The following is a 16892-nucleotide window of genomic DNA, read 5'->3' as shown; positions in this document are numbered from 1 at the left end:
TTAGTTTGACAATCAGGTTCCCGACTATGCTGAATTTGCAACGACTGGAGATTTTTGTCGCCGTCGCTACTGCAGGAAGTTTCACCGGCGCGGCTGCGTCACTGGGGCTCACTAAAGCGGTGGTGAGTTTCAATGTGAAATTGCTGGAAAGTGAAACTGGCGTTGCGCTGCTGACCCGCAGCACGCGGCGAGTGGCGCTGACCGATGCCGGTGAGCGCTTCTTTCAGCGCTGTCAGTTGTTGTTGCAGGAAGCCGAAGCCGTACTCGACGACGTGCGGCGCGATCACGGCGGCCTGAGCGGTCAGTTACGCATCACCAGTACGCCAGAGTATGGCGCGCGGGTGGTCGTACCGGCGCTGTCGGCTTTTGCCGCATTGCATCCGCAACTGCGGGTCCAGCATGTTGCCTCTTCTCATCATGATGATCTGATCAGCGGACGGTTTGATCTGGCTGTCCGTCTGGGACATCTGGAGGATTCCAGCCATCACGCCGCCACGCTCGGCCAGTTCGGCATTTTGCCGGTCGCCTCACCCGCCTTTCTCCGGCAAACAGGCACGATCACCACGCCTAAAAGACTGGCGCAGTTGAAATGGATTGCCCACAGTCGCCTGCCCCTGCCGATGAGCTGGAGGATAACCGACAATCAGGGCGTTACCCTCCCCTTTCGGGTCGATACGCCACCGGTCATTGCCGCTGACAGCGCCTCCGCGTTGCTCGCTTTTGCGCTGCATGATGCCGGTGTCGCGCTGCTGCCCGACTGGCTGGTACAGCCGGAAATCGACGCCGGTCGCTTGTGCCATTTGCTGCCCGATCACCATTTTCCGCCCCAGGGCATTTTTGCGCTCTATCCCAATACCCGCCACGTGCCGGAAAAGGTGCGACGCTTTATTGATTTTTTGCGTGAGAGGATGGCGGACTCAACCACTCAGGCTAAGATTTAACTCAGGTAACAGGAGGAAAACGTTCATTATGATCATTGAAACATCGCGGCTATTGCTTCGTCCGGTTGCGGACACTGACGTACATTCACTCTTTGCTATCTACGGCGATCCGCAGACCAATGAGTTTAATCCGCGTGGCCCCTATCCGAATCTGGAATTCGCGCGGGACAAGCTCAACGGCTGGTTGCTGGAATGGCCAACTTATGGCCACGGGCATTGGGCGGTCGCGTTGCACAGTCATCCGGAAGAGATCATTGGGTTTGGCGGGCTGGGTATCCGCGAAGGTTACGATAATCACCGGGTATTTCTCGGCTACCGGCTGGCGAAAGCAGTCTGGGGAAAGGGACTTGCGACTGAGTTTGCCAGCGCGGCGCTTAATGCAGGCTTTGAACGGTTAGGACTGGCGCAGATTTCCGCCACCGTGCGCGAAAATCATCTGGCCTCACAGCGCGTTCTGGAGAAAATCGGGATGCAGAAGATCGGTTTTCAGGGCGATCCGGTTCACGGCGTCGGCAGTTATCTTTACCGGCAAACGGACAGAAGAGCTTACCGGTAAAGCGGATTTATGCGCATGAAACCAGCGCGTCAATATCCCCGGAAACGATCAGCGACAGATTGCGGGAAATCTTCTCCACGGGCCAGTTCCACCACGCGATGTCTTCCAGCTTAGCAATGGTTTCAGCATCAAAGCGATAGCGGATCACTTTAGCCGGATTGCCGCCGACGATGGCATAAGCGGGAACATCGCCGGTCACAACCGACCGCGAAGAGATAATGGCACCGTGGCCGATTTTCACGCCGGGCATAAACAACGCTTCATACCCGATCCACACGTCGTTTCCGATTTCGGTATCACCTTTGTACGGAAGCTCTTCTGCGGCAGGCATGACGTTCTCCCAGCCTTGACCGAAGATATAAAACGGATAGGTCGATATACCCGATATCTTGTGGTTCGCACCGTTCATGATGAACTTCACACCGCGTGCCAGCGCGCAGAATTTGCCGATAATCAACTTGTCGCCGATAAAAGGGAAGTGATACAGAACGTTGCGCTCGAAGTTTTCTGAATCTTCAGGGTCATCATAATAGGTGTAATCCCCAATGATGATGTTCGGATTATCGACAGTATTCTTGATAAAGCACACCTGCGGAAAACCTGCCATCGGATGCTTATTTTTCGGATCAGGACCAAACATGGTATCTCCCTCTTGGCTATCAACAGATTCATCATTTCCTTCTGATTTCATCATGTAACATACAAGCCTGGTTCTCAACACTGCCCGTCGCGTTCTTTGAGTTACCACTAAGAGTTTGAATTACCATTAAGAGTTTGAATTACCACTAAGAGTAATAGCGCCCCCGGCAATTAGGAGGATAATCACGCGCATTCGATACAACTTATGAGGAAAACAGGGAATGACTCAGCAGCCCGCACCAGAAGATTACTATGCCGACAAATACGGCCTGTCCCGCACCCATTCAGAAATCATCAACGCAGCCAACTACGTTCAGCCCGGAAAGGCGCTGGATCTGGGATGCGGCAGCGGCCGAAATTCGCTGTATCTGAACCTTAAAGGGTTTGATGTGACGGGCTGGGACAACAATCCGCTCAGCGTCGCCAAAGTGCAGGAGATTATTGCGGCAGAGTCTCTGCACAATATTGACATCAGCGAGCAGGATCTCAACGCGCACCGTTTCAGTGGCGACTATGATTTCATCTTTTCTACCGTGGTGATGATGTTTCTCGAGCGAGACAGCATCCCCCACATCCTCGAAGACATGCACGCGGCAACGAAAACCGGCGGTTACAATCTGATCGTCGCGGCGATGGATAGCCCGGATTATCCTTGTCCGCTGCCCTTCCCGTTCACCTTCAGACCGGAAGAACTGCGTGACTACTATCGCGGATGGGAAATCGTGAAATACAATGAAGATGTCGGCGAATTGCATAAACGCGATGAAAACGGTGACCGTTACAAACTGAGATTTGCGACGCTTTTAGCCAGGAAGATCTAACGTTATCAGGGCTGACGACATCGCCGCCAGCCCTGCGAATTGCATTCGCACATTCCCTTCCGCGTCCCCCGGCCCACTCGGTCTTTCCTTCATGCTAAATTTACTCTGCCGTCAGTGTCATCATTCTTGCCAGAATGTTAGCGGAGTGTGATAATACAGCGCGTTATTTCAGGAAAAAACCAAATAAAATCAGTTTATTAGTATTTTGGTGACCATGTTCATCCCTCGCCCGAAGGGCGTCAGAGCATCGTTTAATATTTTATTCTTCAATGCCGGCAGCGGCAGCATTCAGAGAGTCGTATGAACTGGGACATCATGAAGTGGTTAATTGGTATTTATCTGGGGTGTTTTTTAGGCCTGCTTAAAATGGCGTATTCAGATCCTAAATTTTACCTTGAATATATTGATAGAAAATTCAGCTATGTTTGTTATACCTGCCTGATCGGCTTTAGCGCATTCTGGTGCGGCATTTATGTTGCCAGAGGTTACGTCATTGACAACATTGATTTAATTTCCGAACAGCTCACATTAATTGATAAAGAATATAATTATCTCACCTCGTATCTGCTCACCATTATAATTGGTGCAGGGATATCTTTTGCTGCCAGCATTCTCTTTATCGATATTGCACGCAAGAAAATTGCCACGTCAGCGACGGCATAAAACATCGCATTCTAAGAATACAGGGAGCATAAGGCTCCCTGTTTCATTTCAAAGAATACCGCGTAAAAAAACCGTTCTGATTAGGTGTGCTTAAACATCACATGGCGGATTGCCGTGTAATCCTCCAGCCCGTACATCGACATATCTTTTCCGTAGCCGGATTGTTTTTGGCCACCGTGCGGCATTTCGCTCACCAACATAAAGTGTGTATTCACCCAGGTACAGCCGTATTGCAGGCGGGCGCTGAGACGATGGGCGCGGCCAATGTTTTGCGTCCAGACGGAAGATGCCAGACCGTAATTCGATTCATTTGCCCAGGTCAGAACCTGTTCTTCGGTATCGAATTCCGTGACGCTGACCACCGGACCAAACACTTCGCGCTGCACGATTTCATCCTCCTGGCGCGCACCGGCAAGTAACGTCGGCTGGAAATAATAGCCCTCGCCGCTGACGCGCTCCCCGCCGGTAACAACCTGAATATGTGCGAGCTCTTTTGCCCGGCGCACAAATCCTTCAACCCGCTCCAGATGCGCAGCCGAAACCAATGGCCCCATTTCACTGCTTTCATCGGTACCGAGCGTGATCGTAGAAACCGCATCGCCAAGCGCCTCGACCAGCCGTGCATACACGCCTTTTTGCGCGTAGATACGGCAGGCGGCGGTGCAGTCTTGTCCGGCGTTGTAGAAACCGAAGGTGCGCACCCCTTCCACTACCTGAGCGATATCCGCATCATCGAAAACAATCACCGGTGCCTTGCCGCCGAGTTCCATGTGCGTGCGCTTGATACCGCTGGTGGCCTGCGCGACAATTTTTTCACCCGTGGCCACGGAGCCGGTCAGGGAAATCATTCGCACTTTATCGTGATGCGTCAGTGCGTTACCGACCGTTTTCCCCTCGCCAAACAGTACGTTGAGAACGCCCGCCGGGAAAAGATCGCGCGCCAGTTCGCCGAGCTTCAGGGCGGTCAGCGGCGTGATTTCGGAGGGTTTGATCACTACGCAGTTGCCCGCCGCCAGCGCCGGAGCAATTTTCCAAGCGGCCATCATCAGCGGATAATTCCACGGCGCAATAGAGGCCACCACGCCCAGCGGATCGCGACGCACCATGGACGTATGTCCGGCGAGATATTCCCCGCCCGCTAAGCCGTTCAGACAGCGGCTGGCGCCCGCAAAGAAGCGGAAGACATCCACCACCGCCGGCAGCTCATCATTGAGTACCAGATGATACGGTTTGCCGCAGTTGAGCGATTCCAGTTTGGCCAGCGCTTCGGCGTTTTCTTCGATGCGATCCGCCAGCGCCAGCAGCAGCTCGGCGCGGGTTTTCGGTGTGGTCTGGCCCCATTCTGTAAAGGCGTGATGCGCCAAATCGACGGTCTGCGTGGTTTGTTCTTCGCTGGCCTGCGCCAGACGTACAATTTCCTGTCCCGTATGCGGGTTGAAAACCGGCAATGACGCGCCTGCACCGGCAACCAGCTCACCATTGATCAACATGTTCGTTTGCATCAGTTTTTCCTTATTATTATTTGCCGTCACCGGCCACATCCGACCCATTTCTTGTGAGATACCACGCGCCCAGAATCGGGATCATGGTGAGCACCATCAGGCACAGCGCAACCACGTTGGTCACCGGCACTTCGCGCGGTCTGCCCAGCTGATTGAGCAGCCAGATCGGCAAAGTACGTTCGTGTCCGGCGGTAAACGTCGTAACAATGATTTCATCGAAAGACAGCGCAAACGCCAGCATTCCGCCCGCCAGCAGCGCGGTGCTGAGGTTCGGCAAAATGATGTAGCGGAAGGTCTGCCAGCCGTCAGCGCCTAAATCCATAGAAGCTTCAATCAGGCTGTGCGTGATGCGGCGAAAGCGGGCGATCACGTTGTTGTAGACAATCACCATACAAAAGGTGGCATGCCCGATGATGATGGTCAGCATCCCCGGCTCTATCTGCGCGGCGTGAAACGCATTAAGCAGCGCCAGCCCGGTGATGATCCCCGGCAGGGCAATCGGCAACATAAACAATAATGTGATGCTGTTTTTGCCGTAGAAGTTACGCCGATACAGCGCCGCCGCCGCCAGCGTGCCGAGCACCATCGCAATAAGGGTGGCGCAACAGGCTATCTGCACCGAAAGCCAGATGGCGTCGAGGATGTCGTGGCGCCTGGCCGCCACTGCAAACCAGTGCAGCGTGAAGCCCTTTGGCGGGAAACTGAACGCCGCGTCCTCGGTGTTGAAGGCGTAGACCGCGATAATCAGCAGCGGAAAGTGGAGAAAAACCAGCCCGCCCCACGCGGAGAGTTTGAGTAACCAGGGTGCGCGTTTAGAGTGCATCGAAAGCTCCCAGTCGTTTAACCATCGACAAGTACAGGGCAATCAACACGATAGGCACCAGCGTGAACGCGGCGGCCATCGGCATGTTGCCGATCGAACCCTGCTGCGAATAGACCATATTGCCGATGTAATACCCCGGCGGCCCCACCAGCTGCGGAATGATGTAATCGCCCAGCGTCAGAGAGAAAGTAAAAATAGAACCGGCAGCAATACCGGGGACCGCCAGCGGGAAGATGACGTAGCGCAGCGTCTGCCACGGCTTCGCACCCAGATCTTCAGAAGCCTGCAAAAGCGAGGGCGGCAGGCGTTCCAGCGCGGCCTGGATCGGCAGGATCATAAACGGCAGCCAGATGTAAACAAACACCCAGAAGCGCCCGATCCCCGAGGTCGACAGCGTATTGCCACCAATGCCCGGCAGGCTCAGCATCGTCGAAAGCAGCGGTTCCAGCCCGAGATGTTCAAGGAACCATTGCAGCACGCCGCCTTTGGAAAGCAGCAACGTCCAGGCATAAGCCTTGACGATGTAACTCGCCCACATCGGCAACATGATCGCGACATAAAAGAACGCTTTTTTCTTGCCGGTAATGTAACGCGCCATGTAATAGGCGATCGGGAACGCCAGCACCGCGCTGAAAAACGATACCAGCAGCGCCATGGTCACCGTGCGCACAATAATGTCGGCATTCACCGGGTCAAACAGCGCGCGGATGTTGGCGGTGGTCAGCGTCGAAGACACCGTCATTGTGAAGTCATCGAAGGTGTATAAACCCTGCCACAGTAAGGCAAACAGCGAGCCTAAGTAGATAGCGCCGAACCAGAGCAGCGGCGGTACCAGCAGCAGTGCCAGATAAAAACCCGGTCGGTGATGCAGATACGTTATCAGCGCACGGCCACGGCGGGCGCGCTTCTCGTAAGGAGTCATACTGATATCCATCGTTTAGCCCTCAAGCAGCGCAACCATTGCATCTCTGTCCCAACACGCCACCACCGGCTGACCCTGCCGGTATGTGGTCTGTGCGCTGGCCGCAAGATTGTTGGGTTCGCTGACGAACAGCTTTTCGCCCCCTTCCAAAGCCAGTTCGTAGCGGGTCGCCGCGCCCTGAAAATGGATGTCTTTGAGTATGGCGTTGACCTGCACCGCATGACTTCCTGCCAGCAGCTGCGGGGCAAGACGAATATGCTCGGGGCGAATAGAGCGGCTACCGGATACGCCGGTAATTTTGAGAGAGAGATCTGAAGTCAGCACGTTTGCCGTACCGACAAACTGCGCCACAAACGCGGTGCGCGGGTTGAGATAAAGCTCTCGCGGTGTATCGACCTGTTCGATGCGGCCATTGTTGAATACCGCGACGCGGTCGGACATCGAAAGCGCTTCACTCTGATCATGTGTCACGAAGATGAAGGTGATGCCCAGCTCGCGCTGCAGCTTTTTCAGTTCCCCCTGCATCTGCTCTCGTAACTTTAAATCCAGCGCACCGAGCGGCTCATCCAGCAATAACACGCTTGGCTGATTCACCAGCGCGCGCGCCAGGGCCACACGCTGACGTTGTCCGCCGGACAAAAATGCCGGTTTACGCGCTGCGGTAAAGCCGAGCGCAACCCGCTCCAGTGATTCCATCGCACGGATATTGCGTTCTTTTTTACCCACGCCTTTCACCATCAGGCCATACGCCACGTTTTCCAGCACGGTCATGTGCGGGAAGAGCGCGTAATCCTGAAACACGGTGTTTACATCGCGCTCATAGGGCGCGAGCTGTGAGGCTTCTTTACCGTGAATACGGACGGATCCTGACGTCAGCGTTTCAAAACCGGCGATCAACCGCAGGCAGGTCGTTTTTCCCGAGCCGGAAGGCCCCAGCATGGAAAAGAATTCGCCGTCCTGAATATCAATCGAGACATTATCGACGGCTTTTGTTTCTCCGTATAAACGGGAAACATTAATAAATTGCACGGCGGGCATAATATTCTCCTGAAAATAAATAAGGTATACGCTAATTCATTTGAGGCGTTTCAAGGCAGCCACTGAGGGAATGCCGAGAGCATACTTAAGTATGCGGCCGGCATTCCAGAAGGCAGCTAACGCAGAGACGGCTAAAAGGATAATGCGTATTTAGCGACCGCCCATTATTGCTATGTAGTCTTGCGTCCATTTACTGTATGGGACATATTTCCCGCCTTCAGATTGCGGTGTTTTCCAGAATGAAATTGCCGCGAATTTATTAAAGCCGTTGGTTTCACAACCTTCCGCGCCTAATAACGGGCTGGCTTTACAACCGGCCGGAACGCTTGGCACGGAACCGAACCACGCGGCGACGTCACCCTGCACTTTCGGCTCAAGCGACCAGTTCATCCACTGATAAGCGCAGTTGGGATGTTCAGCGTCGGCAGCCAGCATAGTGGTATCCGCCCAGCCGGTGACACCCTCTTTCGGGAAGACGGTAGCGATCGGTTGTTTCTCACCTTTCAGCGCGTTGGCCTGATACGGCCAGGAGCTGCTGGCCACCACGCCTTCATTTTTGAAGTCACTCATCTGCACCGAAGCGTCGTGCCAGTAACGGTGGATCAGCGGATGCTGGCCGCGCAGCAGTTTCAGCACGGCCTGATACTGCGTTTCGTTGAGCTGATACGGGTCTTCGATTTTGAGGTCAGGCTGCGTACTTTTCAGATACAGCGCAGCGTCGGCGATGGCGATCGGTCCGTCGTACGCCTGCACGCGACCCTGATTAGGTTTACCGTCAGGCAGATTTTGCGGAACGAAAATTACCGACCAACTGTCAGGTGCGGTCGGGAACGTTTTGGTGTTGTACATCAGCAGATTAGGCCCCCACTGATACGGCGTGCCGTACACTTTTCCGGCGACGTTAAACCATTCACCCTTGAGTAAACGCGGGTCGATACTCTTCCAGTTGGCGATCAGCGCCGGATTAATCGGCTGTACGCGCTTGCCGTAAATCAGACGCAGCGAGGCATCGCCCGACGCCGTCACCAGGTCGTAACCGCCCTTCGCCATCAGGCTGACCATTTCATCAGAGGTCGCCGCTGTTTTGACATTCACTTTGCAACTGGTCTGTTTTTCGAACTGCGTCACCCAGTCATAATTCTTGTCACTTTCGCCGCGCTCGATATATCCCGGCCAGGCGACAATATTTAACTGATCTTCGCCTTTACCGATACTTGTGAGGGTTTCTGCGGCGATGGCCGTATTTAAAAAACTGAGCAGTCCCAAACAAACAGCAGAAAACTTTCTGTTACGCGATAATATTTTCATGAGTTACCCCTGTCCTGTCGTCGTATTTTTCTGTTATTAGAATTGTGGTTTGAACTTCGCCATGATGTGTCTGACTACGCTGTAATCCTGTAACGAATAACTGGAAAGATCGTTGCCGTACCCGGAGCGTTTTAATCCGCCGTGGGGCATTTCACTGACTAAAGAAAAATGCGTATTAATCCAGGTGGTGCCGTATTGCAGATGAGTGGAAATTTGCATCGCTAAATCGATATTTTGCGTCCAGACCGATGACGCCAGGCCGTATTCGGATTCGTTGGCCCAGTTCACCACCTGTTCAATGGTGTCAAAACGGGTCACGCTGACCACAGGCCCGAAGACTTCGCGCTGCACGATTTCATCGCTTTGCAGACAGCCCGCCAGCAGCGTTGGCTGATAAAAGAATCCGGGGCCAGAGTGCGAGGCCGCGCCGGTGATGCGTTCGATATGTGGCTGGCTCAGTGCGCGTTCGACAAAGCTGGAGACGCGATCCCGTTGCCGGGCGCTTATCAGCGGCCCCATAAAGTTGTCGCTGTCATTCTTTCTGGCGAAGGACAGCTGCGAAACCGCCTCGCCCAGTTTTTCCACCAGCCGCTCGTAGATCCCGGCCTGCGCATAAACGCGGCAGGCAGAGGTGCAATCCTGCCCGGCGTTGTAATAGCCCCAGGTACTGACAGCCTGAACCACGTCATCAATATCGGCGTCATTGCACACGATAACCGGCGCTTTGCCGCCGAGCTCCAGATGCGTGCGTTTCACCGTTTTGACGGCGGCCTGCAAAATACGCTGCCCGGTGACAATATCGCCGGTCAGGGAAATCAGGCGCACATGAGGATGACTGACCAGCGCGTTGCCAACACCTTCGCCGCTGCCGGTAATCACGTTCAAAACGCCGGGCGGCAGGATATCCTGCAAGGCAGGCAGCAACGCCAGAATGGTCAGCGGGGTATGTTCGGAAGGTTTGAACACCACGGTATTGCCCGCTGCCAGTGCTGGCGCGATTTTCCACGCTGACATCATTAACGGGTAATTCCATGGCGCAATGGACGCCACCACGCCCAGCGCATCGCGGCGCACCATGGAGGTGTGACCGGGCAGATATTCACCGGAGAGTTGCCCCTGCTGACAGCGCACCGCACCGGCGAAAAAGCGAAAGACATCAATCGCCGCCGGAAGATCATCTTTCAATGCCTGATGCAGCGGTTTGCCGCAGTTAATCGCCTCCAGTTGCGCCAGCGACTGCGCCTGTTTTTCGATGGCGTCAGCGATACGTAAAAGCACGGTGGCGCGTTGAGCGGGCGTCGTGCGCGACCAGCGGGAGAAAGCAGAATTGGCGGCGTTAACCGCCTGAGCGACCTGAGCCAGTGAGGTTTCGGCGACTTCGGCAATCACTTCGCCGGTCGCAGGATTGAAAATATTCTGCGTTGCGCCCTCACCGTGCAAGAGGTCGCCATTGATCACGTGTTTTTCAGAGAAACCGGCAACGAACTCAGCATCCGACATCACACAACCCTCAGTTTTGAGAATCATCCTTAATTCATGTAATTGTTATCGGGACGTAACAAGAAAGTACATTACATTCACATTAGGTAATTTCACTGAGGGCAACAAATAGCAATTACTGAAGGCAGCGTTCGGATAAACCGAATGCCCGGCTATCAGGGTTTTCGTTTGGCGCTGTTTTCACGCGCGATGGTCAGAAACGGAGTCACCAGTTCAGGCCGCGCGCTGCCGCGACGCCATGCCAGCCCGATATCCAGGGGTTCGATGGAGTCTTCCAGCTTGCTGGCTTCGATCATATTGCCTTCCAGTGACCACGCGCGGTAGGCCATGTCCGGCTGTACCGAGACACCCAGACCGGCGGCGACCAGGCTTCGCACCGCTTCGGTCGACGCGGTTTTCATTGCGATATTCGGCTTCAGTCCGGCCCGTGCCCATAACCGCTGGGCGTGCTTCTCCATTTCATCAACGTTCAGCTGAATCAGCGGCTCATTAGCGATATCCGCCAGAGAAATGCTTTCGCGCTCGAGCAACGGATGCAATGGCGGCAGCCACAGGCGATAGGACGAATGGGTCAGGACTTCTGTCTGCAACGCGTCGCGGTCTTCAAGATTGGAGAGGATCAACACACCGATGTCGATTTCGCCACTGACCAGCAAATGCTCGATGTACTGACGCTCATCCTCGACGACTTTGACTTCCACATTCGGGTAGTAGGCGTTGAATTGTTTGAGTAAATCCACCAAAAAATACCCGGCCACCAGACTGGTTACACCAAGCGTAATCTGCCCGGTGACGCTTTCGGTGCCCATTTGCAGGCTGCGCTTGGCGTTATCCACCGTGGCGAGGATCAAATATGACTGGCGTAAAAACTGATGTCCCTGATGGGTCAACGTCATGCCTTTGGCGTGGCGGTCAAACAGCCGCGCTTCGGTTTCAACCTCCAGTTGCTGAATGGCCTGCGTCAGCGAGGACTGGGAGACAAACGAAGCTTGCGCCGCAGCGGAAATCGAACCGGTTTCAGCAACGGCAATAAAATGGCGGATCTGGCGGAGCGTCAGCATAAGATCATCTCATCATCTCAACAAAAAACCGAACTCATGCGGGCAGCATTCGGTTTAGGGGAATGATTGAGTTAAGGCATACGGGGATTTTTTGTCAAACCGGCGGAATAAAGGATTGAATATTTGGGAGCAGAAACACAAAAGCCATGCAAACTTTGCATGGCTTTATAGTCACTCAAACTCATTCAGACAAAGCGGATCAGTTTTCCAGCTTATAAGTCAGAGTGATTTCTGCGTTAAGCACTTTGGAAACCGGACATCCGGCTTTCGCCGCTTTGATGATTTCATCAAACTTGTCTTTATCGATCCCTGGCAGTTTAACGGTGCTGTCGAGCGCGATCTTAGTGATAGCAAAGCCGCCATCCACTTTATCGAGCGAAACGTCTGCGACGGTATCGATGCTTTCAGGGGTGTGCCCTGCTTCGCCGAGCATCAATGACAGTGCCATTGAGAAGCAGGCGGAATGTGCTGCGCCGAGAAGCTCTTCCGGGTTAGTACCGGGTTTGCCTTCAAAGCGGGTGTTGAAACCGTACGGCTGATCTTTGAGTGCGCCACTTTCAGAAGAGATGTAACCTTTTCCGTGTTTGATGTCGCCTTCCCAATGTGCCTGGCCTTTTTTATGAATGGTCATGTATTTCCTCCGATTTGTTTTACATTCGGGTTAAGTATAGACGCTGACGAGGGTTACGCGAGTTCTGCCAGCAAAGCAGGAACTTTCTTAAATGAGGCTTTACCAGACAGCACCACATGAATTATTATGCGTTTAATTCACATATAAATTCAAAGAAGGTAAGCTCATGAATGCAGCCACGCCCGTTGAAAAGCAGTTCGACGCCTATAACGCCCACGATCTGGAGGCTTTCGCCGCCTGCTATAGCGAAGATTTCACAGCCTATCGTATGCCCACGATGACGCCGTCTTTACAGGGTAAGGACGCATTAGTCACGTTTTACAGGAACCATCGTTTCAACAATAAAGCGCTGCGCGCCGAACTGCTGTCGAGAACCGTGCTGGGCAACAAAGTGTTTGATCACGAACTGATTCACGGCATCTACGATCAGCCAGTAAACAGCATCGCGGTGTTCGAAGTAGAAAATAGCCTGATTAAAACCGCGTGGTTCTATTTCGAGTGAGACCATAGTTTTAAAACCCCCGCTCAAAATATATCCTGAGATCATATGATCTCAGGATTGTATGATCTTTTGTCTTTTCAGTATTCATTTCCGCTTATTCAAAACATCAGGTGATGGCATAACCTGATGTTTATTCTGGCATCTGTATGACACAAAAAGAGTGATAAACGTATCTTGAGAATGGATAACAACAATGAAAAGAAGGCCGGGAGATACCCCCGACCTTCCAAAACAGTGATAACGGTTTGAAGGAAATTTGAGTTTAGTTTATATCCAGTTCAACCGCCCACTCTGATACCATCTCTCGTGATATATAATTTACTTCGTGCATACAACCACTTGAAGATAAAGTTAAATACCCTATACAAGGGAACGACTCAGGATGCAATTCATTAAGTACCTCCCTGATCTCTGCATCACTCATTAAAGGCGACACGGTAGCCTTAGACAGCTGAAAGTAGTTGTCGAACATCCAGGAAATATAGTCTGTTTCATTTTTCAGCACTTTCATTTAACGCCCTCCCGTCGGTTGTTTGCTAGTTCTTAGAAAGTAGCAGCGGACTTCAATTCAGGCGAATAATAAAATTAATAAAAGCACTTCGTCCTTGCTTTGTATCAAATTTAACCGGCGCTCTGACCGGTTAAATAACACCACAATGTATACGTGGAAACATTTCCTGTTCACAAATCACGTTATGCGTCGGATCCGCGCAACTGTGCAGGCTGCGGACGCGACAGAAAAATGGTGATGGTTGCCAGTAGGGTCAGCGCGCCGCCGAGCAGGAAAGCGCTGCTGACTCCGGCGTTATCTGCCAGTACGCCGCCGAACAGGGCGCCCAACGCCAGAGACGTCTGGAATACGCAGACCAGCAGCGCAGAACCGGTTTCGAACAAGGCGGGCGACGCCTGATAAGTCCAGATGTTCAGGCACACAGGCAATGCACCAAACGCCAGCCCCCACAGGATCACCAGCGCGCTGGCCACCGCCAGCGGCACAGGGAACAGTGATAACACCAGCACCGACACGCTGAGCAATAACATGTTCAACATAAACGCCCGCTTTACGCCAAACTCACGCACGGTGAATTCGGAAGTTAACGTGCCGAATAACCCGGCAATGCCGTATCCCATCAGCAATAACGAAATATCACTGGCCGACAGATCCAGGTCGAAACGCAGCCACGGCTCCAGATAGGTGTAGGCCGCAAAATGGCCACCGGCCATAAACACGCCGATGATTAACGCATAGCGGATACCGGGCACTTTTATCACGCCGAGCATGGCGCGCAGCCCGATTGATTGCTGAGCAGGAAGCGGCGGTAAGGCAATCCACTGCAATACGAAGAATACCAGCGCCAGCACCGAATTCAGGGTGAACGCCATACGCCAGCCGTACAGATCGCCGATAAATGCCCCCGCTGGCACACCAGCAACCGTGCCGACGGCGACACCGGCGGTGATCAACGAAATCGCCCGCGCGCCCTGCTCTTCCGGCACCAGCCTGCGCCCGGAAGGGATGGCGAATGACCAGAATCCGCCGACACCCACGCCAAGAATAATGCGTCCGATCAGCAAAACGTTGAAGGATTCCGCCATCACAGCAATACCATTAGCAATAATCACCGTCGCGGAGAGCAATAACAGCAGCTTACGGCGATCCATACGTTTGGCGAACAGCATGATCAGTGGTGCAGAAATTGCGGCAATCAGTCCCGGCAGCATCACCGCCAGACCCGCGTGCCCCTCGGTAACGCCCAGCGAACGGGCGATGGGTGAAAGCAAACCAATCGGCAGAAATTCGGTATTGACCAGCACGAAGGTGCCGCAGGCGAGTGAAAAGACCGCCAGCCATCGGCGGAAAGCAGAAGTATGTGGCCGGGTGTCCAGCGATGCGCACTCAGTCATTATTATTATCCTTTGCAGGTAAATTAGGGGATTGTCCGGTTGCCATAAAACGTGATCGCCGTCACCTGGTCAAGATGTTTACTCATGACCGTTATGTTATGACTCATGGCGAATTGAACTAAGCCAGTTCCCGCCTGCGATGCGGCTTACAGAGGGATCCGCGCCGCAAATTTGCAGGGCACATCCTGATAACTCGATCAGGAAATCTTTCCACGTTTAAAGTATGTTGTAACTAAGCGAATGCTATGACCCATTTAGCGAGAAAACGGGCGGGAATCAGGGGATTTGTACGAAGTGCCCGTCGCTGACTTCGCGATAATGGCGGACAGGTGGCTGATACGTGGCCGGGCGCAGCGGGCTGGCGAGTTCTTCCGGAACGACGGCGCGCTTGCGGCGAATAGTAGGATCCGGCACCGGTACGGCGGCCAGCAGTTTGCGGGTATAGACATGTTGCGGGTTTTCAAAAATATCTGCGCGGGAGCCGATTTCGACGATTTCCCCCAGATACATCACGGCAACGCGATGGCTGATGCGTTCGACCACGGCCATATCGTGGGAGATAAACAGGTACGCCAGACCCAGCTGTTGCTGGAGATCGAGCATCAGATTAATGACCTGCGCTTTCACCGACACATCCAGCGCCGACACCGCTTCGTCGGCAATAATAAGTTTGGGTTCCAGCGCCAGCGCGCGAGCGATGCAGATCCGCTGACGTTGCCCGCCGGAAAACTGATGCGGAAAACGCGTTGCCATATTGCTTTGCAGCCCGACCTGTTCGAGCAACTGCGCCACACGAATTTTTGCGCTGGCGGCATCATGCAGCCCGAGGCTTATCATCGGTTCAGCAATTGCCTGCCCGATGCGCATGCGCGGATTCAGGCTCTCAAACGGATCCTGAAAAATCATCTGTGCCTGCGAGCGGATCTCTGCAAGATGCGCCCGATCGGCGCGGCGTATATCCTGCCCGGTAATCAACACGTCACCGGAGGTGGCTTCGGTCAGCCGTAAAATCGTGCGGCCCGTGGTGGATTTTCCGCAGCCGGATTCCCCGACCAGCGAGAGCGTTTCGCCTGGTTGCAGGCTGAAAGAGAGATCTTCCACCGCATGGACGCGCGCAGACACACGGCGCAACAGGCCGGACTTCACATCAAATCGTGTGACGAGATTTTTGACATCCAGCACCGGCTGACCCGGACGCAGGGTATCGACAGACTCTGCCACCGGCTGCGGAACGCCAGTTTCGATATCCATCAGTGGAAATCGTTTGGGCAAGGCGATGCCGGTCATCGCGCCGAGACGCGGTACCGCCGCCAGCAGCGCACGCGTATAGGCGTGCTGCGGAAGCTGGAAAATTTCCCGCGTGGTCGCCTGTTCCACCGCTTCGCCCCTGTGCATCACCAGCGTGCGGTCAGCCACTTCGGCCACCACGCCCATATCATGGGTGATGAACAGCACAGACATCCCCTCTTCTTCCTGCAAAGATTTTATCAGCGCAAGAATCTGCGCCTGGATGGTGACATCCAGCGCAGTGGTCGGTTCGTCGGCAATCAGCAATCGTGGATTACAGGCCAGCGCGATGGCGATCACCACCCGCTGACGCATGCCGCCGGAAAAGCTCAGCGGATATTCATTCAGCCGTGATGCAGCAGCCGGGATCCGTACTTTTTCCAGCAGGCGGACGGCTTCGGTACGCGCGGTGGCGTCGTCCATGCCGCGATGCCGCTTGAGCACTTCGGTGATTTGCACGCCAATTTTTAATACCGGATTCAGGCTGGTCATCGGTTCCTGAAAGATCATACCGATGCGGTTGCCGCGAATGCTTTGCATTTGTTTGCCGTTGAGAGCCAGTAAATTCTGACCGTCGAACATCACGCTGCCGGAGTAACGCGTTTGCCTGGCGTCCAGCAGCTGCATCACTGACATGGCAGTCACGCTTTTACCAGAACCGGATTCTCCCACCAGCGCCAGCGTTTCTTTCGGGCCAATCGAAAAGGAAAGATCGCGCACCACGTTCAGCCATTCTCCTTCCACCGAAAACGCCGTGTTGAGTTTTTCGACCTGTAACACCGGATCGCGCATC

Annotated in this window: 17 protein-coding genes; 5 read left to right on the top strand and 12 right to left on the bottom strand. The window is 53.9% G+C overall.

Features of this window, described 5'->3' with window-relative positions:
- Nucleotides 1-26: 26 nt before the first annotated feature.
- Nucleotides 27-941 (top strand): LysR family transcriptional regulator, encoded by a 915-nt coding sequence (locus tag TU92_RS00360; RefSeq protein WP_112163992.1) that lies wholly within the window; start codon nt 27-29, stop codon nt 939-941.
- 28 nt (nt 942-969) lie between these two features.
- A complete protein-coding gene (locus TU92_RS00355) occupies nt 970-1497 on the top strand; it encodes a GNAT family N-acetyltransferase (RefSeq protein WP_112163991.1) in 528 nt (175 codons plus the stop codon).
- Between the two features lie 7 nt (nt 1498-1504).
- Here TU92_RS00355 and TU92_RS00350 read toward each other — a convergent pair whose 3' ends face one another.
- Nucleotides 1505-2137 carry a Vat family streptogramin A O-acetyltransferase gene (locus TU92_RS00350; protein ID WP_112163990.1) on the bottom strand — a complete coding sequence of 211 codons (633 nt, stop codon included), beginning with the start codon at nt 2135-2137 and terminating at the stop codon, nt 1505-1507.
- Nucleotides 2138-2357: 220 nt separating this feature from the next.
- Here TU92_RS00350 and tehB point away from each other — a divergent pair, with 220 nt between their 5' ends.
- Together tehB and TU92_RS00340 are read left to right on the top strand one after the other, a co-directional pair.
- The gene (tehB, locus tag TU92_RS00345) at nt 2358-2957 is read left to right on the top strand and encodes a tellurite resistance methyltransferase TehB (RefSeq protein ID WP_112163989.1); all 600 of its coding nucleotides are present in this window, start codon (nt 2358-2360) and stop codon (nt 2955-2957) included.
- A 300-nt stretch (nt 2958-3257) separates the two neighbouring features.
- On the top strand, nt 3258-3620 hold the full coding sequence (locus TU92_RS00340; RefSeq protein ID WP_112163988.1) for a hypothetical protein: 363 nt from the start codon (nt 3258-3260) through the stop codon (nt 3618-3620).
- A gap of 80 nt (nt 3621-3700) precedes the next feature.
- Here TU92_RS00340 and TU92_RS00335 read toward each other — a convergent pair whose 3' ends face one another.
- The 8 genes from TU92_RS00335 to TU92_RS00300 all read right to left on the bottom strand — a co-directional run bounded on the left by TU92_RS00335 (nt 3701) and on the right by TU92_RS00300 (nt 12405).
- Entirely contained in the window at nt 3701-5122 is a 1422-nt protein-coding gene (locus TU92_RS00335) for a gamma-aminobutyraldehyde dehydrogenase (RefSeq protein ID WP_112164081.1), read from the bottom strand.
- Between the two features lie 16 nt (nt 5123-5138).
- A complete protein-coding gene (locus tag TU92_RS00330; protein ID WP_112163987.1) occupies nt 5139-5945 on the bottom strand; it encodes an ABC transporter permease in 807 nt (268 codons plus the stop codon).
- Nucleotides 5935-6867: an ABC transporter permease gene (locus TU92_RS00325; RefSeq protein ID WP_112164080.1), complete on the bottom strand. Its 933-nt coding sequence runs from the start codon at nt 6865-6867 to the stop codon at nt 5935-5937. The genes TU92_RS00330 and TU92_RS00325 overlap by 11 nt, the downstream gene beginning before the upstream one ends.
- A 15-nt stretch (nt 6868-6882) precedes the next feature.
- Nucleotides 6883-7908 carry an ABC transporter ATP-binding protein gene (locus TU92_RS00320; RefSeq protein ID WP_112163986.1) on the bottom strand — a complete coding sequence of 342 codons (1026 nt, stop codon included), beginning with the start codon at nt 7906-7908 and terminating at the stop codon, nt 6883-6885.
- Nucleotides 7909-8055: 147 nt separating this feature from the next.
- Entirely contained in the window at nt 8056-9213 is a 1158-nt protein-coding gene (ydcS, locus tag TU92_RS00315) for a putative ABC transporter substrate-binding protein YdcS (protein WP_112163985.1), read from the bottom strand.
- Between the two features lie 36 nt (nt 9214-9249).
- The gene (locus TU92_RS00310) at nt 9250-10713 is read right to left on the bottom strand and encodes a gamma-aminobutyraldehyde dehydrogenase (protein ID WP_112163984.1); all 1464 of its coding nucleotides are present in this window, start codon (nt 10711-10713) and stop codon (nt 9250-9252) included.
- A gap of 155 nt (nt 10714-10868) precedes the next feature.
- On the bottom strand, nt 10869-11774 hold the full coding sequence (locus tag TU92_RS00305; RefSeq protein WP_112163983.1) for a LysR substrate-binding domain-containing protein: 906 nt from the start codon (nt 11772-11774) through the stop codon (nt 10869-10871).
- A gap of 199 nt (nt 11775-11973) precedes the next feature.
- Nucleotides 11974-12405, bottom strand: a complete 432-nt coding sequence (locus TU92_RS00300) for an OsmC family protein (protein ID WP_112163982.1) — start codon at nt 12403-12405, stop codon at nt 11974-11976.
- Nucleotides 12406-12571: 166 nt separating this feature from the next.
- Here TU92_RS00300 and TU92_RS00295 point away from each other — a divergent pair, with 166 nt between their 5' ends.
- Nucleotides 12572-12907: a nuclear transport factor 2 family protein gene (locus TU92_RS00295; protein WP_112163981.1), complete on the top strand. Its 336-nt coding sequence runs from the start codon at nt 12572-12574 to the stop codon at nt 12905-12907.
- 262 nt (nt 12908-13169) lie between these two features.
- On the opposite strand, the gene TU92_RS00290 is transcribed toward TU92_RS00295, so the two are convergent.
- From TU92_RS00290 to TU92_RS00280, 3 genes are all read right to left on the bottom strand, one after another.
- Nucleotides 13170-13418, bottom strand: coding sequence for a hypothetical protein (locus tag TU92_RS00290; RefSeq protein WP_112163980.1), 249 nt, complete (start codon nt 13416-13418; stop codon nt 13170-13172).
- A 182-nt stretch (nt 13419-13600) separates the two neighbouring features.
- Nucleotides 13601-14812 carry an MFS transporter gene (locus tag TU92_RS00285; protein ID WP_112163979.1) on the bottom strand — a complete coding sequence of 404 codons (1212 nt, stop codon included), beginning with the start codon at nt 14810-14812 and terminating at the stop codon, nt 13601-13603.
- Between the two features lie 276 nt (nt 14813-15088).
- Nucleotides 15089-16891, bottom strand: coding sequence for an ABC transporter ATP-binding protein (locus TU92_RS00280; protein ID WP_112164079.1), 1803 nt, complete (start codon nt 16889-16891; stop codon nt 15089-15091).
- Between the last annotated feature and the right edge of the window lies 1 nt (nt 16892).

Source organism: Rahnella inusitata (assembly GCF_003263515.1).
In the GTDB taxonomy this organism is placed as follows: domain Bacteria; phylum Pseudomonadota; class Gammaproteobacteria; order Enterobacterales; family Enterobacteriaceae; genus Rahnella; species Rahnella inusitata.
This window is presented reverse-complemented; position numbering and strand designations above follow the sequence as displayed.

What these genes read in the sequence shown, in the direction of transcription:
- TU92_RS00305 (WP_112163983.1), bottom strand. Translation starts at nt 11,774, where the DNA reads ATGCTGACGCTCCGCCAGATCCGCCATTTTATTGCCGTTGCTGAAACC.
- TU92_RS00285 (WP_112163979.1), bottom strand. Translation starts at nt 14,812, where the DNA reads ATGACTGAGTGCGCATCGCTGGACACCCGGCCACATACTTCTGCTTTC.
- TU92_RS00350 (WP_112163990.1), bottom strand. Translation starts at nt 2,137, where the DNA reads ATGTTTGGTCCTGATCCGAAAAATAAGCATCCGATGGCAGGTTTTCCG.
- TU92_RS00310 (WP_112163984.1), bottom strand. Translation starts at nt 10,713, where the DNA reads ATGTCGGATGCTGAGTTCGTTGCCGGTTTCTCTGAAAAACACGTGATC.
- TU92_RS00295 (WP_112163981.1), top strand. Translation starts at nt 12,572, where the DNA reads ATGAATGCAGCCACGCCCGTTGAAAAGCAGTTCGACGCCTATAACGCC.
- TU92_RS00300 (WP_112163982.1), bottom strand. Translation starts at nt 12,405, where the DNA reads ATGACCATTCATAAAAAAGGCCAGGCACATTGGGAAGGCGACATCAAA.
- TU92_RS00360 (WP_112163992.1), top strand. Translation starts at nt 27, where the DNA reads ATGCTGAATTTGCAACGACTGGAGATTTTTGTCGCCGTCGCTACTGCA.
- TU92_RS00340 (WP_112163988.1), top strand. Translation starts at nt 3,258, where the DNA reads ATGAACTGGGACATCATGAAGTGGTTAATTGGTATTTATCTGGGGTGT.
- TU92_RS00355 (WP_112163991.1), top strand. Translation starts at nt 970, where the DNA reads ATGATCATTGAAACATCGCGGCTATTGCTTCGTCCGGTTGCGGACACT.
- ydcS (WP_112163985.1), bottom strand. Translation starts at nt 9,213, where the DNA reads ATGAAAATATTATCGCGTAACAGAAAGTTTTCTGCTGTTTGTTTGGGA.
- TU92_RS00280 (WP_112164079.1), bottom strand. Translation starts at nt 16,891, where the DNA reads ATGCGCGATCCGGTGTTACAGGTCGAAAAACTCAACACGGCGTTTTCG.
- TU92_RS00325 (WP_112164080.1), bottom strand. Translation starts at nt 6,867, where the DNA reads ATGACTCCTTACGAGAAGCGCGCCCGCCGTGGCCGTGCGCTGATAACG.
- tehB (WP_112163989.1), top strand. Translation starts at nt 2,358, where the DNA reads ATGACTCAGCAGCCCGCACCAGAAGATTACTATGCCGACAAATACGGC.
- TU92_RS00335 (WP_112164081.1), bottom strand. Translation starts at nt 5,122, where the DNA reads ATGCAAACGAACATGTTGATCAATGGTGAGCTGGTTGCCGGTGCAGGC.
- TU92_RS00290 (WP_112163980.1), bottom strand. Translation starts at nt 13,418, where the DNA reads ATGAAAGTGCTGAAAAATGAAACAGACTATATTTCCTGGATGTTCGAC.
- TU92_RS00330 (WP_112163987.1), bottom strand. Translation starts at nt 5,945, where the DNA reads ATGCACTCTAAACGCGCACCCTGGTTACTCAAACTCTCCGCGTGGGGC.